The organism is Streptomyces sp. NPDC058579 (genome assembly GCF_042718575.1).
Lineage (GTDB): Bacteria > Actinomycetota > Actinomycetes > Streptomycetales > Streptomycetaceae > Streptomyces.
The window spans coordinates 270,675-288,505 of the sequence record NZ_JBHXPI010000004.1; the positions used below are offsets into that span (position 1 = coordinate 270,675).

The following is a 17,831-nucleotide window of genomic DNA, read 5'->3' on the forward strand; positions in this document are numbered from 1 at the left end:
CGCGGGGCGCCCGTCGGTGCGAGCATCGTGCTCGGGCGCGCCCGAGGGGCGTGTACGGGGCGTGGTCGGCGGGCAGGAACCCGCTGCGGAAGCCGAGAACGCCGACCCAGGGCCCCGCTCCCACCCGCCCGCACGAGTCCCGTGCGCCCGGGTCCCCCGCACGGCCACGACGACGATGGTCCGAGGAGAGAGTGACGATGACCGAGGCGACTCGGCGCACACCCGGTACGCCCTCTTGGGTGAGCTTGATGGTGCATGGGCTTGACGCGACGCGGGAGTTCTACGGCGCGCTCTTCGGCTGGGAGTTCGCCCCCGGTCCGCAGCAGCTCGGGCCGTACGTCCGCGCGCTGCTCGACGGCAAGGAGGTGGCGGGCATCGGCCAGCTGCCGCCCGACCGGCACCTGCCGGTCGCGTGGACGACGTATCTGGCCACCGATGACGCCGACGAGGCCGCGGAGACCATCCGCTGCTGCGGGGGCACCGTCGCCGTCGGCCCGATCGACGCGGACGAGGCCGGCCGCCTGGTGATCTGCTCGGACCCGGTCGGCGCCGTCTTCGGCGTCTGGCAGGCCGAGCTGCACCACGGCACGGCGACCGCCGGGCCGCCCGGGACACCGGTGTGGAACGAGCTCCTGACGTACGAGACCTCGGCGGTCGCGAAGTTCTACCAGACGGTGTTCCGGTACGAGGCCGAGCCGGTCGTCTCCGCCGACTTCGACTATCTGACCCTCCACCTGGACGGCCGCCCGGTGGCCGCCCTGCACGGCGTCGGCACCGCGCTCCCGCGTGACCGGGGCCCGCACTGGATGACGTACTTCGAGGTCGCCGACACGGACGCGGCCGCGCGGCTCGTCACCGAGCTGGGCGGCCAGGTCCTGCGGCCGCCCAGGGAGGGCACGACGGGCCGGATCGCGCAGGTGGCGGACCCGGAGGGGGCCGTCTTCACGATCGTCCACTCGGCGACGGACTGAACGACGGCGGCCCCGGACCGCCCGCCGTCAGCCCCTGCCGCTGCGGATCAGGCTCCGGCGCAGCCGGGACGCGGTGCTGCGCGGGGCCGGGCCGCCGCCGGGCAGGGCGAGCTGCGTCAGCCGCTCGGCGTCGAAGTAGCGCGCCATGTCCGCGTCGCCCCTGTGGGCTTCGAGGAAGCGGGCCGTCTCGTCCCGGAGCAGCGGGTGGAGCTTGGGCTGCATGCAGAAGCCCACGGCCCGGACGAGCGGGGTGAGCGTCTCGGGTCCCGCGCCCGGGACGGCCGGTCCCGTGCCGGTCTCCAGGTCGGGCACGATGTGGTCCACGACGGTCAGCGGCACCCGGTTGCTGTTCTCGACCGGCGTCAGCCGGTCCAGGACCGTGTCGGTGCCCACGCGCGCGATCGGTACGCCGTAGTAGACGGAGGCGGTGACCATCGCGGTGGAGAAGCAGCCGACGACGAGCCGGGGCCTGCACCGCTCGTAGAAGGTCTCCGCGAGCAGCGGGCCGTCCAGGACCGTCAGCCGTACGCCGGCCTCCTCGGCGGCCTCGTTCAGCGCCGTCGAGTAGCGGGCGGGCGCGGTCGGGTGCGGCTTGAAGATCACCGAGGTATGTCCGGCCGCCGCGGCCCCGCGCATCATCCGGATGTGCAGCTCCTCCTCCTCGTCGGCGGTGAGGATGTCGAGCGCCGCGAGGTACTGGCCGAGGAGGAGGGCGGTGGGCTCGGCCGCGACCGCCTCGGTCACCATCGGGTCGCCGTCGGCCGCCTCGGCGATCTCCGCGAGGACCGTGCGGAAGGCCTCGTCGGGGACGAGTTCGGGCTGGACGCCGTACTCGGAGAGCAGCATCGGGCGAAGCCCTGGGACCAGGTCGAGGTGGAGCAGGCGCCCGACCCGGCAGGCGATCGACTGCGGCAGCTCCTCACGCGTCGGGCCGTAGCTCATCAGGCCGTCGGCGTAGACCTGGACGGTGCTCTCGGCGAAGACGAAGGCGAGCGCCTTGGCGGGGTTGACCTGGATGGACTCCACGATCAGCTCGACCGGGGCGTCGCCCAGCTCCCACGCCGTGCGGAAGACGCGCTGCCAGAGCGGGGCCTCCTCGGTGCGCGGCGACCAGGTGGCGGGGTGGTGCGGCTGGATCGCCTCGTTCCAGTCGATGACCTCGTCGAAGCGGGTGACGATCCGGTCGTAACCGGTCATCGTCTCCATCCGCAGGGCGGTCTCCGGGATCGCCGCGTTGTTCGAGACCAGCAGGATCCGGCGGGCGCCTTCGGCGGCCCCGAACTGACCCGCGTCGATGGCCGCCGCGAGCGTTGCGGCGCCGTAGAGCGTGGACATCTCGAAGATCTGGATGCGCGGCTTCGCCGTCGTCGTACGCGGGTTCGCGGGTGCCGTACGCGGCTTCGCGGGCGTCGCGGTCATGATCAGGCGGTCCTTCCGGTGGCGCGCAGGCCGCGGAGCAGGGTGCTGCGCGCGGTGTCCATCGTCGCGAGGGTCTCGTCGAGCACCTGCTGCGGCATCCGGCGCAGGGCGTCGGTCACGTTCTGCTTGAGCCGCTTGGTGACGGCCGGTTCGTACTGGTCGGCCTTGCCCATGTGGAAGGCGATCATGGCGCAGTACGTACGCACGGCCTTCGGCAGGAAGCGGTCGGCGTCGCGGTCCGCGGAGACCTCCTCCAGGAGGAGGTCGTACGACGGGATGAAGTCGAGCTGGCGGTTGTCGGTGATCTGGGTGAGGGAGGTGGTGACGCCGCGCCGGTAGAAGACGCCGTGGACGCTGAGGGACGCGTAGGTGGCGGCGTTCAGGTGGAGGCGCCAGATCCAGAGCCGGTCCTCGGCGGTGCGCAGCTTCGTCTCGAAGCGCGAGCCGCCGTTCTCGAAGAGCCGGGCGCTGTAGATGCCGAAGGGGACGAAGGGGTAGTCGACCATCGTGATCATGCTGGCGGGCGCGATGCCGTCGCGCGGGTCCATCACGCTCTCGCGCTCCTTGGCGGGCGCGTAGCGGATGGCGCGCTTCGTGCCGGTCGACAGGACGTGGTCGGTCCGGGCGAAGTCGCAGCCGAGCGCCTCGATGCCGTCGACCATGGCGCGCAGGTGGCCGGGGGCGTACCAGTCGTCACCGTCGAGGAAGGTGATGTAGTCGCCGGTGGCCGCGTCGATCCCGGTGTTGCGCGCCTGGGCCACGCCGAGGTTCGTCTCGTGGCGGATCACTCTGGCGTTCGGGATCCGGTCCCGCCAGCGGTCCAGGACATGGGGCGTCTCGTCCGTCGAGCAGTCGTCGATCAGCAGGAACTCGAACTCCGGGTCCGCGTTGCCGGCGAGGCTGCGCATGGTGTCGGAGGCGTAGATCCCGACGTTGTGGAACGGCACGATGACGGACAACTTGGGCACTCGGACATCCCCACACTCAAGCCAGGCGAACAGAAGAGCAGACGAACGGACCAGCGGACGAACAGATCGGCGGACCGGCGGACGGGCGGGCATCCGCCCGGTGTGCGAGCGGGCTCGCGGCTGTGTTCACCTGGGCGAACGCCGGTCGGACGGGCAGCGTAACCACCGTCATTTCCCGTCCGACGAGCCGGACGCGGACTCCAGGTGAACTCTTGGCGCCCTCCTGGCGAACCGGCCCCCGCGTCCGCCTCCGAGTCGGCCCCGGAGTCCGAGCGCGAGCAGGACGAGCAGCGCCACGGCGCCGATCGCACCGCCGGCGCGCAGTCCCGGTGGCCGGAAGGTGCACGTGACAGACGTCGTCGTGGAGTCGAGCGGGACGGCGAGGAGGCCGAGGTAGCTCTGGGCTGGTGTCGGGGCGGCGCCTCCGGCGGCGCAGTACCAGCCGGAGACGCGCGGTACGGCGATGACGGCGGTTCCCGTGCTGCCGGCCGGGAGTTCGGCGGTCAGCGTGTGGCCCGAGACGCGGACGTCGGTGGCGCCGGTCGCCGTCAACTGCCGTACGGCGGTGTCGAGACGCTCCCGGTCCAGGCAGCCGAGGGGCTGCCGCGGCAGGGACGGCGGCTCGTCGCCGCGCAGTTCGACGCGTACGGATCCGGAGGCCGGGACGGTGCCGAGCGTCCGCATCGGGCCCTGCACGGACGGGAGTCCGCCGAAGAAGGAGACGGGACGCTCGCCCGCCAGGGCCGCGGTGGCCTGGAGTTCGGGCGCCCAGAGCCAGACGCCGGAGCCCGCCGGGCAGGAGGCCGTCAGGGTCGTGGCACCGCCGGGGCCGTCGGTGCGCCGCACCTGCTCCGGCACGGTGTACACCCGCGATCCGAGCAGCAACTCCTGGTTGGCGAAGGCGGATTCGCCGAAGTCGGTACCGCGCGCGGGCAGCCGGACGTCCGGGCGGACCGTCACGAGCGGCGGCACGGGCGTGTCGGTGACGGTGATGTCCGCCTCGGGGAGGGTGTCCGGCGTCACGGGCGCGGCGGGCTCGGACCGCATCCGGGTGCCGATGGAGAAGATGGCGTCGGTCACCGGGTTGTCGAGCGTGGTCAGGTGGCGGCCCTTGGCCCAGAAGCCGAAGCCCAGCGCGGAGAGGGTGCGGTTGTACGACTCCGCGGTGAGGCTGGAGTAGTACTCGGAGCTCTGGCCGCCGACGAGCAGGACGTCGTTGCCGCCCGGCAGTTCGCCGGGGTCCGTACGGTGGCGTGGCCAGGCGTCCTTGTCGGCGACGGCCCGCCGCATGTCCTCCTGCCAGGGCCCGACGCGCGGGGACCAGTGGACCTGAGCCAGCGACAGTTCGGCGATCCTGCCGCCGGTGACGGCGGCCTCGCCCGCCTGGGCGACGACGAGGAGGAGCACGGCGAGGGCGGGCAGGGCCTTGACGCCGACCGCGTACCGCCGGGCGAGCAGGACGGCCACGGCGGCGAGCGCCGCGAGGGCCAGGGCGGCGGCGAAGGCCGGGTAGGTCCAGCGGTCGACGACGAGGCTGCCCCGGGCGGCGAAGGCGAGGGCGGCGAGCACGGCCGCCCCGCCGAGGAGGGCGGGCAGCGGGGGCAGGCCGCGGGCTGTGGAGAGCCAGGCCGCGATCAGCAGCAGCCCGCAGAGCACGAAGGCCTGCCGGTACGGGATGCCGTTCGGCGAGGCGCCCGCGTGCCAGAGGAGGTGGGTGGGGCCCCATTGCAGGGAGAGCGCGACCAGGACGATCGCGGCCGTCCAGACGAGGCGCGTCCGGAGCGCCACCGTGCTGTTGAAGGGCAGGGTGAGCGCGAGCGCGAGCGCCGGGGTGCCGATGAAGAGGGCCGGGCTGGCGACGCTGGCCGTGGCGGGCAGCAGCCGGGCGAACACCTCGGTCCAGGCGACGGCCGTGAACGTCACCTCGGGGGTCGGGTCGGCGGTCTTGGTCGCCAGATAGATGACCAGGACGAGCGGGGTGGCCAGACCGATGCCGAGGAGCACGGCCCGGGAGGCGCGCAGCAGCCCGGCCAGGCGCCGGCGGGCCGGCCCGGGTTCGGTGAGCAGGCGGACCGTCAGGACGATGGCCGCGCCGAGGGTCGCCATGTACGCGGTGTAGAAGTTGGCGTACCAGGCCAGGGCGACGACGAGCGGCCCGAGGACGGGCCGGCGCCCGCTGCGGGCCCACTCGCCCACCAGGCACAGGAGAGGGAAGGCGAGCAGCCCGTCGAGCCACATCGGCACGGTGGTGCCGTAGTTGAGGGTCCAGCCGCACAGCGCGTACGCCGCGCCCAGCACGGCCGCGACCTGCCAGGGGCCCCGGCGCAGCCGGAGGAGCAGGACCGCCATGGCCGCGCCCGCGGCGGTGATCTTGGCGGCGGTGATGACGTAGAGGGCGAGCTCGATCCGGTCGGCCGGGAAGACCACGACCAGCAGGTCGAACGGGCTGCTCAGGTACGTGCCGTAGTCGCCGAGGAAGTTCGAGCCGAAGCCCGCGCTCCAGTTGACGAACAGGTCGCCGTCGGCCTGGCCGAGGAGGACTCTGCGCCAGTGGGCGTGGAAGGGCAGGTACTGCTGGCCGAGGTCGACGGTGTTGCGGGTCGTGGGCCCGAACGGATGGCTGCCGGCGAGGAGACCGCCGAGGCAGAGGACGAGGCAGGTCAGCAGGGCGGCAGCGGCGGCCGCCCGGACGCGCGTGCTGCGCCGGACCCGTACGAGGAACCGCTGCTCGCGGGGCCGGCTTCCCCCGCCGTCCGGGGCGCCCGGACGCTCGGCCTCCGTGCGCGCGCCTTCGCCCCGGTCGGGCACGGTCTCGGCAGCAGGGGGCACACGTCCTCCGGGGTGTCTCGCGCGGCGCGCGGTTGCGCGTAGGCCCGGTGTTCACGTTCACGTCACGGGCAGACAGCCATTACCGCCGAGCCGGACGACTCGCGTCCGATCAGCAGGCGGTCTTCCGGCGCACCCGAGGTGAACACGAGGTGTTGCGACAGGGGCTCCACTGACGGGGCTCCACTGAGGGGGCTCCACGCGCGGGGCTTCTCCGACGAGGCTCCGGCGGCGGGGAACCCCGCGCACGGCGATAGCCACCCCACGCAATACCCTCCGCTTGCACTTAACCAGCGTCTGCAACTATTGTCGAAGCAAGCAAGACCCCCCTGCAAGCATTCTGGAAGGTGCTCCACCATGCCTCTCGCGCTCCTGGCCCTCGCCATAGGGGCCTTCGGGATCGGCACCACCGAGTTCGTGATCATGGGCGTGCTGCCCCAGGTCGCCGGCGACTTCGGTGTCTCCATCCCCACGGCCGGCTGGCTGGTGACCGGCTACGCCCTCGGTGTCGTGTTCGGCGCCCCGCTTCTGACGGTGCTCGGCACCAAGGTGTCCCGGAAGAAGATGCTCCTCTTCCTGATGGGCCTCTTCATCGTCGGCAACCTGCTCTCCGCCGTCGCCCCCTCCTTCGGCATGATGCTGGCCGGCCGGATCGTGGCCTCGCTCGCGCACGGCGCGTTCTTCGGCATCGGCTCGGTCGTCGCCGCGGACCTGGTCGCCCCGGAGAAGAAGGCGTCCGCGATCTCCCTGATGTTCATGGGCCTGACCGTCGCCAACATCGTCGGCGTACCGCTCGGCACCTACATCGGCCAGGCCGCCGGCTGGCGCGTCACCTTCGCCCTCGTCGCCGCGCTCGGCGTGGTCGGCTTCCTCGGCGTGGCCAGGCTCATCCCCACGACGGGCCGGGCCGAGACGGCGAACGTGCGCACCGAGTTCGCCGCCTTCAAGAACGTGCAGGTCTGGCTGGCCATGGCGATGACCGTCCTCGGGTACGGCGGTGTCTTCGCGGCCATCACGTACATCACCCCGATGATGACCGAGGTCGCCGGCTACACCGAGGGGGCCGTGACCTGGCTCCTCGTCCTCTTCGGCATCGGCATGTTCCTCGGCAACCTGCTCGGCGGAAAATTCGCCGACCGCGCCCTGATGCCCATGCTCTTCGTGTCGCTCGGCGCGCTCTCCCTCACCCTGCTGGCCTTCACGGCCACCGCGCACAACAAGGTCCTCGCCGCGATCACCCTCACCCTGATCGGCGCCCTCGGCTTCGCCACCGTGCCGCCGCTGCAGAAGTGGGTCCTGGACCAGGCCAAGCAGGCCCCGACCCTCGCCTCGGCCGCCAACATCGGCGCCTTCAATCTCGGCAACGCCCTGGCCGCCTGGCTCGGCGGCGTCGTCATCGCCACGGGCCTCGGCTTCACCGCCCCGAACTGGGTCGGCGCGCTCCTCTCCGGTACGGCGCTGCTGCTGGCGTTCTTGGCGGCGTTCCTGGACCGGCGTAGGCGTGCCGCGGCTGCCGGAGCCGAGGCCGGCGCAGGGACCAGCTCCCAGGCCCGGACCGCCGCACCGGTACCGGCCGGGCTGCACTGACCCCCGTACCCCTCACAACCGCGTACCCCTCCCCCACCCAAAGGAAGACAGCACCATGAGCACGACCACCACCACGGCCGTCACCCCGCTGACCACCCAGGACGCCGAGATCCTGCTCTCCGCCGCACGCCGCGCCGCCGAGCACGCCGGGGTCACCGTCAGCGTCACCGTCCTGGACGCGGGCGGCCATCTGCTGGCCTTCCGCCGCGACGACCGCGCGGTCCTGATCTCCGGCGAGACCAGCACCCGCAAGGCGTACACGGCCCTCCAGCTCAACGCCCCCACCGCCGACCTCGTCGACCTGGTGAAGCCCGACGGCCCGTTCCACAGCCTCACGACGGCCCTCGACCGCCCGCTCCTCTTCATCGCCGGCGGCCTCCCGGTCCACCGCGACGGCCGGCTCATCGGCGCCATCGGCGTCGGCGGCGGAGCGCCGGAACAGGACCACGGCTTCGCGACCGCGGCCGTCGAGGACCTCGCAGCGCGGTAGCCCGACCCGCCGGCTCGCGAGGGGGGCACGGCGTGAGCCCCCGGGCGAAGGACGTGTGACGGGCCGCGCACCGTGCCGCGAGGAGCACGAAGCCAACATGGCCGGGAGCGAAAGGCCCTGCCTACTGGTCGGCCAGCAGGTCGGTGCGGTGCTGTTCGAGGTCGGTGACGCCCTTGAGGCCCGCCCTGACCGTGTACCGGGTGTAGCCAGGAGCCGACTCGTCGGTCAGCTGAAAGTTGTCTGCGAAGCCCCAGCTGCCGCCTGTGTAGACGCCCTTGATCCAGCCGTCCACCGTCCCGACAGCGTCGAACGGGCCGCCCTTCCATCGGAAGGTCCAGTGGGTCCGGTACCAGGCGTCCAACTGCTCCGGGGCGGCCAGGAAGTGCTCGCCGCTCGGGTCCCGGGGATCGGCGACAAGACCCTCAGGTCGGTCATGCCCAGTGGTCAGTGCGATGAGGCCCGAGGCATCGGCCTCGGCAGCAGCCGGATACGTCCGGCCGCGGTAGACCGCGTAGGCCTTGGGGCGGAAATGGTCGACCTCGGCCAGCCGCCGCACCAGAGCGTGCAGCGGCTGGAGCAGATCCTCGCGGTGCTCCTCCAGATCGGTGACCTCGCCGCGCGGGAAGACGCCGCGGTAGCGGATGCCCCGGCGCTTGAGATGCGCTTTGGCGAAAGGTTCGTCGGAGCCGAGATAGTCGCCCGTGAGCGTGGCGGGCGCGGCGGCGGCGCAATCGAAGAGCTCGCCGCGCCAGCGGAACGTCCACCTCACGGCATACCAGGCTTCAAGGCGCTCCGGCGCAACCGGGTACCCCACCGACCCGTCGGCCGCCTCACGCGGCGCGAGCCCTTCGGGTGCGGGGCAGCCGGGCTCGGGCAGCAGCTCGACGGACGGCCATAGGCCCACGGCGGGACGGGTCCGGTAGAGCTTGCCGTGGAAGACGGCGACCTCGCCCTTGTCCGGGAAGGGAAAGCCCGCAGGGTCAGTCATGGTGATTTCCACCGTCCTTCGTTCTTGTCGAAGAAGCCGACGGCCGCTTCGGTACCGTCGGCGTGCATACGCCAAATCTCAGCATGGTCGGGGAAGCCGGTGGACTCGGCGATCCACTCCGGGATACCCCCGCCGGTGTAACCAGTGCCGAGGAACGGGTCACGCCAGGCCCGTCCCATGCTCTGGTCGGCCATGCTTGCGATGTGGTTGGCCAGCCTCTCGTCGTCGACGGCGCCGAAGCTCGGATTGGCACGCATGTCGTGCGGTGCCGGGAAGCGCAGCTGGTACGCCTCGGACGCGCCCGGAGGGACGGGCGACCAGCCGGCCCCGCCATCGTCAAGAGCAAGCCCGTCGCGCAGTTGGTCCATGCTGCGCAGGTCGACGGTGTCGGAACCGCGCGCGATGGAGCCGCGGAACTCGCCGGGATTGAAGGGGTCCTCGCCCAAACTCGTGGCGTTGTCCAGATAGGCCTGCATGGTCGGGGGGGCGATCACCTTGGTCACCATGCGGCCCTCGTCGAGCTTGATCGCGTCACGGACCCCGACGACCTCGCGGGCCTGCGCCTCGCTCAGCTCGTTGGTCCGGGTGAGCCGGAGCTTGTCGTGCTCGGAGCGGTCCAGGCCGCGTGCGCCCAGCTGGTCGTCGATCTCCTGCTGGTAGCTGGGGCCGTCGCGCAGCGCGCTGTTGTCGTGCCGCTCGGCTTCGTCCTCGGACGCTTCGGCCGTCGGCTCGGCCTCCGCCTCGTGGTCCTGGCGAATGCCGTTGCCGTCGCCTGGCAGGGCAGTCTCGCCGGTCTCCCCCGGCTTCGCACCGGCACCGGCCGGTTCGGCGGCCTCGGCCTCACTCGCCGGCGTCCTGCCCTCGTGGGCTTCGACGGGATCGGCCTCGTTCTCGGCGTGCGCGGGGAGGTCCCGGGGACCTTCTGCCTGCGGCTCCGGGGCATCGATCGGCGCCGTCGGCTCCGGAGCCTCTTCAGCCGAGTGCAGGACCTCCGCAGGCGGCTTCGCCGCCTCGGCCCGTTCCGGAGCAGCCTCCGCGTCAGCCTCGGGTGCCGGCGGCTCGGGTGCGTCCGTCGGCGCTGTCGGCTCCGTCGCCGACCCATCGGCGGCCTCCGATGCCCGTGCGGGTGCCGCGTCCGCTTCGCGGGACTCGGCTCGGGGCGGAGCCGGGGATTCTCCGGGCCCGGTCGCCTCCGCCTCTGCGGGCTCCGGAGCGGTCTCGGTCTCGGGTGCGCCGGGTCGTCCGGCCCCGTCCACCCCGGCCTCCGGCGCGGCCTCGGCGGTCGGCTCGGCGGCCGCCTCGGGCGCCGACACGTTCTTGGAGGACTCGTCCGGCTGCTCGGCACCGGGTGCTGCGGTGTACGCGGCCGAGTACGGCACGGAGTCGTCGTAGGGCTTGAGTTCCAGCTCCAGTTCGGGAATTTCGTCGTCCGGTTCCGGCCGATCGCCGGAACCTTCCGGCGCTTCCGGTTCGCTGCCCTCGGCGGCGGGCGCCTCCGGGCGCTCGGGCCCGACCGACCCGGTGGTGTCGTCCGATGCCGGGAAAGGAGCGGGCGCCTCGTCCGCTTCCGGGGAGCCCGATCCGGCCGAGTCGACGGCCTCCGCCGGAACCGGTGCTACCTCCGGAACCGGTGCTTCCTCCGGATCCGGCGCCACGTCCGATGACACACGCGCGTCCCGGCCAGGAGCCTCGCCAGAATCCGACGCCCTGGCGGGGTCAGGTGCCTCGTCAGGATCAGAGGCTTCAGCGGGGACGGGTGCCTCGTCGAGGTCAGAGGCTTCAGGCGGGACGGAGGCATCCGCCGGGTTGCGGACTTCGGCAGAGGCAGAGGCTCCCGCCGAGTCGGAGGCTTCGGCGGGATCGGGCGCTTCCGCCGAGTCGGAGGCCTCCGCCGGATCGGGCGCTCCCCCCGAGTCGGAAGCCTCCGCCGGATCGGGCGCCCCCGCCGAGTCAGGCGCTTCCTCCGGCTTGGAGGCTTCCGCCCGGTCCGTCGCCGGGGCCGGGGCCGGGGCGTCCGTCGGCGGGGCCGGGGCTGGGGCGTCCGTCGGCGGGGTCGGGGCAGGAGCGTCCGTGGGCTCTGGCGAAGCTGAGGCTTCCGGACGTGGGGGCTGCTCTGTCGGGCGCTCGCTCATCGGTCACGTCCTGGCCGGACGTTGTCGCGGTAGAGGCGAACCCAGGGCAGGGTGTTGCGCTGCCAAGCCGCTCGGGCGACGTGGACGAAGACACAGGCCCGGTAGTCGTCCACCGCGGAGTCCCGATCCCCTTCCGGCACGCGCAGGGGAACCGTGTCCGCGAGCCCGGCCACCCAGTCGCCGGTGTCGCGCCACCAACCGGCCTGCTCGCCGCTCGTCTTCGGGTACGCCGCCACGCGTTCCTTCAACTTCGTACCGTGCTCGGGCCACACCGCCGTGGCGGCCCGGGTGCGGAAGCTGCACCGGTGACGGCAGCCTTCGCAGTCCGGGAAGGGCGCCAGTGCGGCGTCGACCGCCTCGTCGTCGGCTGCCAAGGCGCGGAAGCGGGTGGCCAGTTCCGCGTCCGTCGCCAGAGGTGCCCGGCTGACGCCCGCCTCCCTCGCTGCCTGCGCGCGTACGTCGGGTACCTGGAGCAGTCCCGGACGGTCGATGCGGTCATGGTGGGCGAAGGCCTGGAAGGGCTCAAGGGAGGCGGCGTACCGCTCCTGGTCGGGAGAGAACCGCATGGTTCCGCCGATGAGGTTGCGGTCCTCCGCGGACGGCAGACGGTGCATGACCTTGAGGTTGGTGTTCTTGTACGCGTCCTCGACGAGCTTGCCGGGTACCTGTTCGACGATGACCACGCCCTCGCCGTACTTACGGTTCTCCGCCAGGGTGTTGGCGAAAGCCTGGGCCGCCCGGGCCTGCGCGTTGCCCTCCTTCGCGTCGCCACCGTGGGCCACCGGCCGGCCGAGCAGGCGGTGAGCCTCCTCGATCACGGTGACGTGGGCGAGGGAGCCGCCCCCGCGGTTCGCCTTGTAGTACTCGGTCATGTTCTGCAGGAGCAGCGCTGTGATGAGCGACTGCTCCTTCTCGTTGTCCCCGACTCCGGCCAGTTCGACGATCACCGGCCGCCGCAACAGCTCCTCCACCGGATAGGAGCGGGCCACGTCCAGGGTGGTGCCGCAGGCCCCTTCCGCGAGGGACTCCGCACGCAGGCGGGAGGCGGCGACGATGTTGTCGCGTACCTCGCCCGAGTAGTCCAGCTGCTCGCACTGCTTGCGCATCTCCGTGATGAAGTCGCGCAGCGTCGGCCAGTCTCCGGCCTGGGCCGCATCGGCGATGTCGGTGGGGACGATGCGCTTGCGGGCGTACGTCGCGCGCAGGGCCCGGTTGTAGATGCTGGGCAACGGGTCCCAGAGGCCGAAGGCCGCGTCGAAGCAGGCCATGAGTCCGGCGATGTGGGTGCTGACGCGCACCCCGGCCGGCACCTCGAAGGGGTTGAGGCGCAGGGGTGCGACGGATTCGTCGCCGACGGTGAGGACCAGCAGGTCCTCGAACCCAGGTCGGGTGGCCAGCCAGCGGTAGTCGTCCAGGGCGGAGTTGACGGGTTCGAGGACGAGGAAGGGCACCTGGTGGTGACGCCACAGTTGCTCGCAGAAGGCCAGTGTGGTGTTGGTCTTGCCGGAGCCGGTCGTCCCCACGATCAGGGCATGCCGGGTGAGGTCGCCGAGGCCGATGCCCAGGGGGCCGGCGGGCGTGTCGTTGACGAGCTGCTGTCCGAGGGTGATGGCCGGGCCGTCCATGCGGTACGCGGTCTCACCGGCCATGCCGGGGCGCCGTACGGGGAAGCCCGTCATGTGGCCGTTGACGGCCAGCGGAAGGCGGAAGGCCGCAACGGCCTCACGGGCGTCGACGAGTTCCGGAAGCAGTCGCAGGGGCGGGGAGAGCTGTTCGGGCAGCCGCCAGCAGTGGTCGCCGCCCCAACGCGACTGCTCCAGGGTGGTCAGCTGCCGCCAGGCCGCGGGTAGTTCACCGGGTGCGGGCCAGGCCACGGTGTGGGCCGCACCGTTGATCGTCTCGGTGAGGACGCCGCCCTCGCGAGCCTGCACCGGCGGGGACACGGTGGCACCGACGAGCTCGGCGAGGGATTCCGGCAGGGGCGCCGGCGAGGCGAGCCCGATCCGCACGCGGAACACCCGGTCGGTGTAGCGGCGGGCAGCATCGGCATAGATGCGGGAGGCGTCCACGGCGAAGGCGTCGGCGGCGAGTTGGGCGCCTGGGGACCACAGCCCGTCGGGGAGCTGCCCTGGTGTGCCCAGGCGTCCGTACTGTGTGGCGATGCGGTGCAGCAGCGGACCGAAGTCGGGCGGTACGACGTACGGCTCCAGGCCGATGCTGAGCATGACGGGGTACGGGTGCGCGGCCAGCGCCTGCCACAGCATGTCCCACGGCGGGGCCGCCGCTGTGAACGGCTGCGGCGCGAGGTAGTACTGCACCCCGGCGTCGGGGCGGTTGGGGAGACCACTGTGGTAGCGCTTGCGGATCTCCGCCACCCCCGCCGCCCCATCGGGCGAGAAGGGGGTCAGCAGCCGTGCCGTCTCGTCGCCGTCCTCGACCGGCGTGGCGTGCACATGCCGGGGCAGCGCTGCCATCCGGTCACGGAGCCCGCGCGCGGCCGCCTGGGCGCGCTCCGCGGTGGGAGCCGCGACCCGACCGAGCAGGGCGCAGGAGAGCCTGCGCTCGACCGGGTCGCTGAGGTACCGCAGCTCGATCCGTTCGCCATGGCCGGTGTTCCACTGGCCCGTCAGCCAGGCGGTCTCGGCGGCCGCCGCCTTGGTCCTGCGCTCCGATTCCGAGAGGTCCGCGTACTCCCGGGTCTCGGTGAGGTCGGCGGCGGCGTCGATGCGAACGGCCGTCCAGGCCCAGACGGTCATGCCGTCGGTGGCGGTGAGCACGCCGTCCGGCCCGGCTGCGCTCAGTTCCCACCGCCGGGGGTCCCGTACGGCGGCATGGGCGGGGCGGTCGGCGGGGTCGGCGCACCGTAGTGGGGCGGCGGGGGGCCCGGGACCTGCGGAGCCGGGTACGGCTGGTTCATGTGCGGCGCCATGGCCGGACCGGCCGTCCCGGGCGCGGGCACGGCGCCCGGAACGGGACCGCCGTTGTTCGTCGCCTGCCCGTTCGCGGCGGCGCCCGACTGGATGGGCGGCTCCTGACCGAAGGTCGACACGAGCGGAACCTCGATGCCCTGGACAGCCGTCTCCACGCCCTCGCGGGCCGCGGAGTGCACGGCCTCCCGCATGGCACGCGGCTTCTCGGTGCGGAGCATCTGGTTGATCGTGCCCGTGCGGTTGAACATCCCGCCCACGAGGTCCTTCAGGAAGTGACCGATGATCACCGCTCCGGAGCGGTTGCGCCACATCGTCCATCCGACGTACAGGCTGGTCCCGTAGCCGAACACCGTCACGTAGGCGACGTACCGGCCGCTCTTGACGACCAGCCGATTGTTCACGACCTCCGGCATGATGTCGCTGCGGATCCGGACAGGCACCGCGGACACGGGGATCTGCCGCCGCGCGAGGGCGCCGTAGATGGCCGCGTAGGCGGAGGACGATGCCGCGTGCTTGTCCTCCAGCAGGGTCTTCCACTCCGAGACCGGTTCGTTGATGCGCGCGGCGAGAAGGACGATCCAGAAGGCGATGGTGCCGAGGATCTGTCCGGTGCCCAGCTCACCCTCCGAGTCGAAGGGGCCGGAGTCCGACATCAGCGCGGGCAGCAGGCCGAAGATCAGGAAGACGAGGAGGGAGACGACGAAGGCCTGGAACCAGAGCTGGAACACGGTCCGGAAGGGCACGGACTCGTCGAAGCTCAGCTCGACGTCCTCGTACTTCATCGTCTGGTTGCGGTATGCGGCATTCGGCCCCATCGCCCCCGTGGCCGCCCAACCCGCCGTGCCTCCGGCTTGTATACCGTCCATGGTCCCCGTTCCAACGTCCCAGCATTCGAGTTGATCACACTAATGCAGGCGACCGACATCGACCAAAGCCCCCCGAACTTCGGGGAGTCGGCACGGACCGGGGACAAGGAAGCAGTGCTCAGGCGTGGTTGACGGGGAGGACGTCCGGGGAGAGGGCGCCGGCGCGGGTGGCGGCGGAGGTCATGTGGCGGCGGTGGTGGCGGCGGCAGAGGACCTCGTAGCCGACTTCCTCGGCCGGGCGGTTGACGTCGCCGACGACGACCTGTTCGCCCTCGACGACCATGACGCCGTCCACCGTGCGGGCGTTGTGGGTGGCGCGGGCGCCGCACCAGCACAGCGCCTCGACCTGGAGCTGCTCGATCCGGTCGGCCAGTTCGATCAGCCGCTGCGAGCCCGGGAAGAGCTTGGTGCGGAAGTCGGTGGTGATGCCGAAGGCGAAGACGTCCAGCTCCAGGTCGTCCACGATCCGGGCCAGCTGGTCGATCTGCTCGGGCGCGAGGAACTGGGCCTCGTCCACGATGACGTAGTCCGCCTTGCCGCCCTTGGACAGCTGGTCCACCAGATACGCGTACAGGTCCATGCCCTCGCCGGCCTCGACCGCCTCCGTCACCAGGCCGAGACGGGAGGACAGCTTGCCCTCTCCCGCCCGGTCGTCACGCGTGAAGATCACGCCCTGGAGCCCGCGGGCAGAGCGGTTGTGGCCGATCTGGAGAGCCAGTGTGCTCTTTCCGCAGTCCATCGTTCCGGAGAAGAACACCAGCTCGGGCATGGGGAGTCAGGGACCTTTCAGGTCGGGGTGGGTGACGGGGGTAAGGGCGTACGGGTACGGGTCAGGAGCGGACTTCGAGGAGCGGGACCAGCTGCTCCGCGGGCGTCATCGATCCGTGCACACCGACCATCGCCGACTCGTGGGGCTCGTTGACGGAGGCGGTGATGATGACGTCGTCGTGGGCCGCGGCGACGACGTCGCCGATCCGGCCGTGGACCCGCTCGTCGACCTCGTCGCCGAACCAGCCGAGCGCGATGGCCTCCTCGCGGCTCGCCACCCAGAACTGCTCGCCGAGCACTTCCCGCCAGCACGTGAGCACATCGGCCTCGGCCCCCGGCACCGCGTAGACGTGCCGGGCGCGCCCCTCGCCGCCGAGGAGGGCGACACCGGCGCGCAGCTCCCAGTCCTCGTCGAAGTCGATCCGGTGCTGGTCGTCGAAGGGGATGTCGACCATGCCGTGGTCGGCCGTGACGTACAGGGCCGAGCGGGGCGGCAGCTGCTCCGCGAGGCGCTGCACGAGCCGGTCGACGAACATCAGCTGACCGCGCCAGGCGTCGGAGTCGATGCCGAAGCGGTGTCCGGCCCCGTCGAGTTCGCTGTAGTACGTGTACACCAGCGAGCGGTCGCCGCCGGCGAGCTGCTCGGCGGCGAAGTCCATCCGCTCCTCGCCGGAGAGCCGGCCGTGAAACGTCCCGCCGCTCAGCGCGATCTTGGTGAGCGGGGTGTCCTGGAAGATCGGCGACGAGACCTGGGCGGTGTGGATGCCCGCCTCGTGGGCGAGCTGGAAGACCGTGGGGTACGGCTGCCAGACGCGCGGCGAGGTCCACGGCTTCCAGCGGAGCTGGTTCATCAGCTCGCCGGTCCCGGGGTTGCGGACGGTGTAGCCGGGCAGTCCGTGCGCGCCGGGGAACCGTCCCGTACCGACCGAGGCGAGCGAGGTCGCGGTGGTGGCGGGGAAGCCCGCGGTGATCGGGCGACCAGTGCCGCCGCGCGAGGAGCCGAGGAGGGACGTGAGGTACGGGGCCTCGTCCGGGTGGGCCTTGATCTGCTCCCAGCCGAGCCCGTCGATCAGGAAGAGGCAGTTCCGGTCGGCCGGGGCGAGCTCGGCGATCCGGGCGTCGAAGCCGGGGGCGCCCTGTCCGGCGACGAGCGTCGGGAGGACGTCGGCCAGCGAGCCGGTGCCGTACTCGGGGACGGGCGCCGTGGCGAGATCGAGCGGTACGGGATCGTCCGGCCAGCCGGAGGCGACGGTGGTGGGCTGGACGACCATCAGCGGGTCGCCGCGGTGGCTTCGGAGAGCGACTGGGCGAAGACGAGGGTCTGGCGGACCGTGTCCGGGCCGTCGCCGGCCTCGCTGACGCGCAGGCTGAGGTCGTCGGCGGTGGCGTTGCCGGTGTAGCCGTGGTCGGCGTCGCAATTGGGGTCCCCGCAGGCGGCGGGCTCCAGGTCGATCCGCGAGACGGCGCCCCAGCCGATGGTGAGGACGACCTCACGGGGCAGGGTGCCGACGGTGTACGACTCCGGGTTGGCGACGACCCGGCTGACGACGACGGAGGAGATCCGGTCGAGCTTGACCGACTCGGTGGAGGTCGTGGCGTACGGGGTCGGGGAGCTGCTGTCGGCGGCCTGCTCGTCGGTGTGGCTGACGATGAAGCGGTTGGCCGTCAGGACGAGGACCGTGACATGGCGACGGACCTCGTTGGAGTCGAAGGTGGTCTCCTGGTGCACCAGGTACGACGCGATCGGCTCGCCGCCGACGGCGGCCTCCACCGCCTCGGCCACGAGGGCCGGGTAATAGCCGCTGCGCTCGATCGCCGCGCGCAGCCCCTGGGTCGTCGTACCGGTCTTCGCCATGGACTCCATCCTAATCCGTCGGAAGGGGCAC

The 17,831-nt window shown here is 72.1% G+C and carries 13 protein-coding genes; 3 read left to right on the forward strand and 10 right to left on the reverse strand.

Annotated elements, in window-relative coordinates:
• The first annotated feature begins 197 nt into the window (after positions 1 to 197).
• Complete coding sequence (locus ACFWRO_RS08225) at positions 198 to 971, forward strand: VOC family protein (RefSeq protein WP_384506026.1); 774 nt, start codon at positions 198 to 200, stop codon at positions 969 to 971.
• 27 nt (positions 972 to 998) lie between these two features.
• Here the strand turns inward: ACFWRO_RS08225 and ACFWRO_RS08230 are convergent, their stop codons facing one another.
• From ACFWRO_RS08230 to ACFWRO_RS08240, 3 genes are all read right to left on the reverse strand, one after another.
• The gene (locus ACFWRO_RS08230) at positions 999 to 2,390 is read right to left on the reverse strand and encodes a polysialyltransferase family glycosyltransferase (protein ID WP_384506029.1); all 1,392 of its coding nucleotides are present in this window, start codon (positions 2,388 to 2,390) and stop codon (positions 999 to 1,001) included.
• A 2-nt stretch (positions 2,391 to 2,392) separates the two neighbouring features.
• Positions 2,393 to 3,358 (reverse strand): glycosyltransferase family 2 protein, encoded by a 966-nt coding sequence (locus tag ACFWRO_RS08235; protein WP_384506032.1) that lies wholly within the window; start codon positions 3,356 to 3,358, stop codon positions 2,393 to 2,395.
• Positions 3,359 to 3,526: 168 nt separating this feature from the next.
• The gene (locus ACFWRO_RS08240) at positions 3,527 to 6,187 is read right to left on the reverse strand and encodes a YfhO family protein (protein ID WP_384506035.1); all 2,661 of its coding nucleotides are present in this window, start codon (positions 6,185 to 6,187) and stop codon (positions 3,527 to 3,529) included.
• Positions 6,188 to 6,541: 354 nt separating this feature from the next.
• On the opposite strand from ACFWRO_RS08240, the gene ACFWRO_RS08245 reads away from it, so the two are divergent.
• On the forward strand, positions 6,542 to 7,771 hold the full coding sequence (locus ACFWRO_RS08245; protein WP_384506038.1) for an MFS transporter: 1,230 nt from the start codon (positions 6,542 to 6,544) through the stop codon (positions 7,769 to 7,771).
• A 55-nt stretch (positions 7,772 to 7,826) separates the two neighbouring features.
• Positions 7,827 to 8,261 (forward strand): heme-binding protein, encoded by a 435-nt coding sequence (locus ACFWRO_RS08250; RefSeq protein WP_384506041.1) that lies wholly within the window; start codon positions 7,827 to 7,829, stop codon positions 8,259 to 8,261.
• Positions 8,262 to 8,382: 121 nt separating this feature from the next.
• Here ACFWRO_RS08250 and ACFWRO_RS08255 read toward each other — a convergent pair whose 3' ends face one another.
• The 7 genes from ACFWRO_RS08255 to ACFWRO_RS08285 form a co-directional block, all read right to left on the reverse strand.
• On the reverse strand, positions 8,383 to 9,261 hold the full coding sequence (locus ACFWRO_RS08255) for a hypothetical protein (RefSeq protein WP_384506042.1): 879 nt from the start codon (positions 9,259 to 9,261) through the stop codon (positions 8,383 to 8,385).
• The gene (locus tag ACFWRO_RS08260; RefSeq protein WP_384506044.1) at positions 9,246 to 10,916 is read right to left on the reverse strand and encodes a hypothetical protein; all 1,671 of its coding nucleotides are present in this window, start codon (positions 10,914 to 10,916) and stop codon (positions 9,246 to 9,248) included. Before ACFWRO_RS08260 ends, ACFWRO_RS08255 begins: the two co-directional genes overlap by 16 nt.
• Positions 10,917 to 11,377: 461 nt before the next feature.
• Positions 11,378 to 14,158: an ATP-binding protein gene (locus tag ACFWRO_RS08265; RefSeq protein ID WP_384506047.1), complete on the reverse strand. Its 2,781-nt coding sequence runs from the start codon at positions 14,156 to 14,158 to the stop codon at positions 11,378 to 11,380.
• A gap of 20 nt (positions 14,159 to 14,178) precedes the next feature.
• Positions 14,179 to 15,177: a hypothetical protein gene (locus ACFWRO_RS08270; RefSeq protein WP_384506049.1), complete on the reverse strand. Its 999-nt coding sequence runs from the start codon at positions 15,175 to 15,177 to the stop codon at positions 14,179 to 14,181.
• Between the two features lie 118 nt (positions 15,178 to 15,295).
• Positions 15,296 to 15,946, reverse strand: coding sequence for a thymidine kinase (locus ACFWRO_RS08275; protein WP_384506052.1), 651 nt, complete (start codon positions 15,944 to 15,946; stop codon positions 15,296 to 15,298).
• Between the two features lie 61 nt (positions 15,947 to 16,007).
• Positions 16,008 to 17,216: an alkaline phosphatase family protein gene (locus ACFWRO_RS08280; protein WP_384506054.1), complete on the reverse strand. Its 1,209-nt coding sequence runs from the start codon at positions 17,214 to 17,216 to the stop codon at positions 16,008 to 16,010.
• Entirely contained in the window at positions 17,216 to 17,800 is a 585-nt protein-coding gene (locus ACFWRO_RS08285) for a DUF5998 family protein (RefSeq protein WP_384506057.1), read from the reverse strand. Before ACFWRO_RS08285 ends, ACFWRO_RS08280 begins: the two co-directional genes overlap by 1 nt.
• Between the last annotated feature and the right edge of the window lie 31 nt (positions 17,801 to 17,831).

What these genes read in the sequence shown, in the direction of transcription:
- ACFWRO_RS08225 (WP_384506026.1), top strand. Translation starts at nt 198, where the DNA reads ATGACCGAGGCGACTCGGCGCACACCCGGTACGCCCTCTTGGGTGAGC.
- ACFWRO_RS08230 (WP_384506029.1), bottom strand. Translation starts at nt 2,390, where the DNA reads ATGACCGCGACGCCCGCGAAGCCGCGTACGGCACCCGCGAACCCGCGT.
- ACFWRO_RS08245 (WP_384506038.1), top strand. Translation starts at nt 6,542, where the DNA reads ATGCCTCTCGCGCTCCTGGCCCTCGCCATAGGGGCCTTCGGGATCGGC.
- ACFWRO_RS08250 (WP_384506041.1), top strand. Translation starts at nt 7,827, where the DNA reads ATGAGCACGACCACCACCACGGCCGTCACCCCGCTGACCACCCAGGAC.
- ACFWRO_RS08270 (WP_384506049.1), bottom strand. Translation starts at nt 15,177, where the DNA reads ATGGACGGTATACAAGCCGGAGGCACGGCGGGTTGGGCGGCCACGGGG.
- ACFWRO_RS08275 (WP_384506052.1), bottom strand. Translation starts at nt 15,946, where the DNA reads ATGCCCGAGCTGGTGTTCTTCTCCGGAACGATGGACTGCGGAAAGAGC.
- ACFWRO_RS08280 (WP_384506054.1), bottom strand. Translation starts at nt 17,216, where the DNA reads ATGGTCGTCCAGCCCACCACCGTCGCCTCCGGCTGGCCGGACGATCCC.
- ACFWRO_RS08285 (WP_384506057.1), bottom strand. Translation starts at nt 17,800, where the DNA reads ATGGCGAAGACCGGTACGACGACCCAGGGGCTGCGCGCGGCGATCGAG.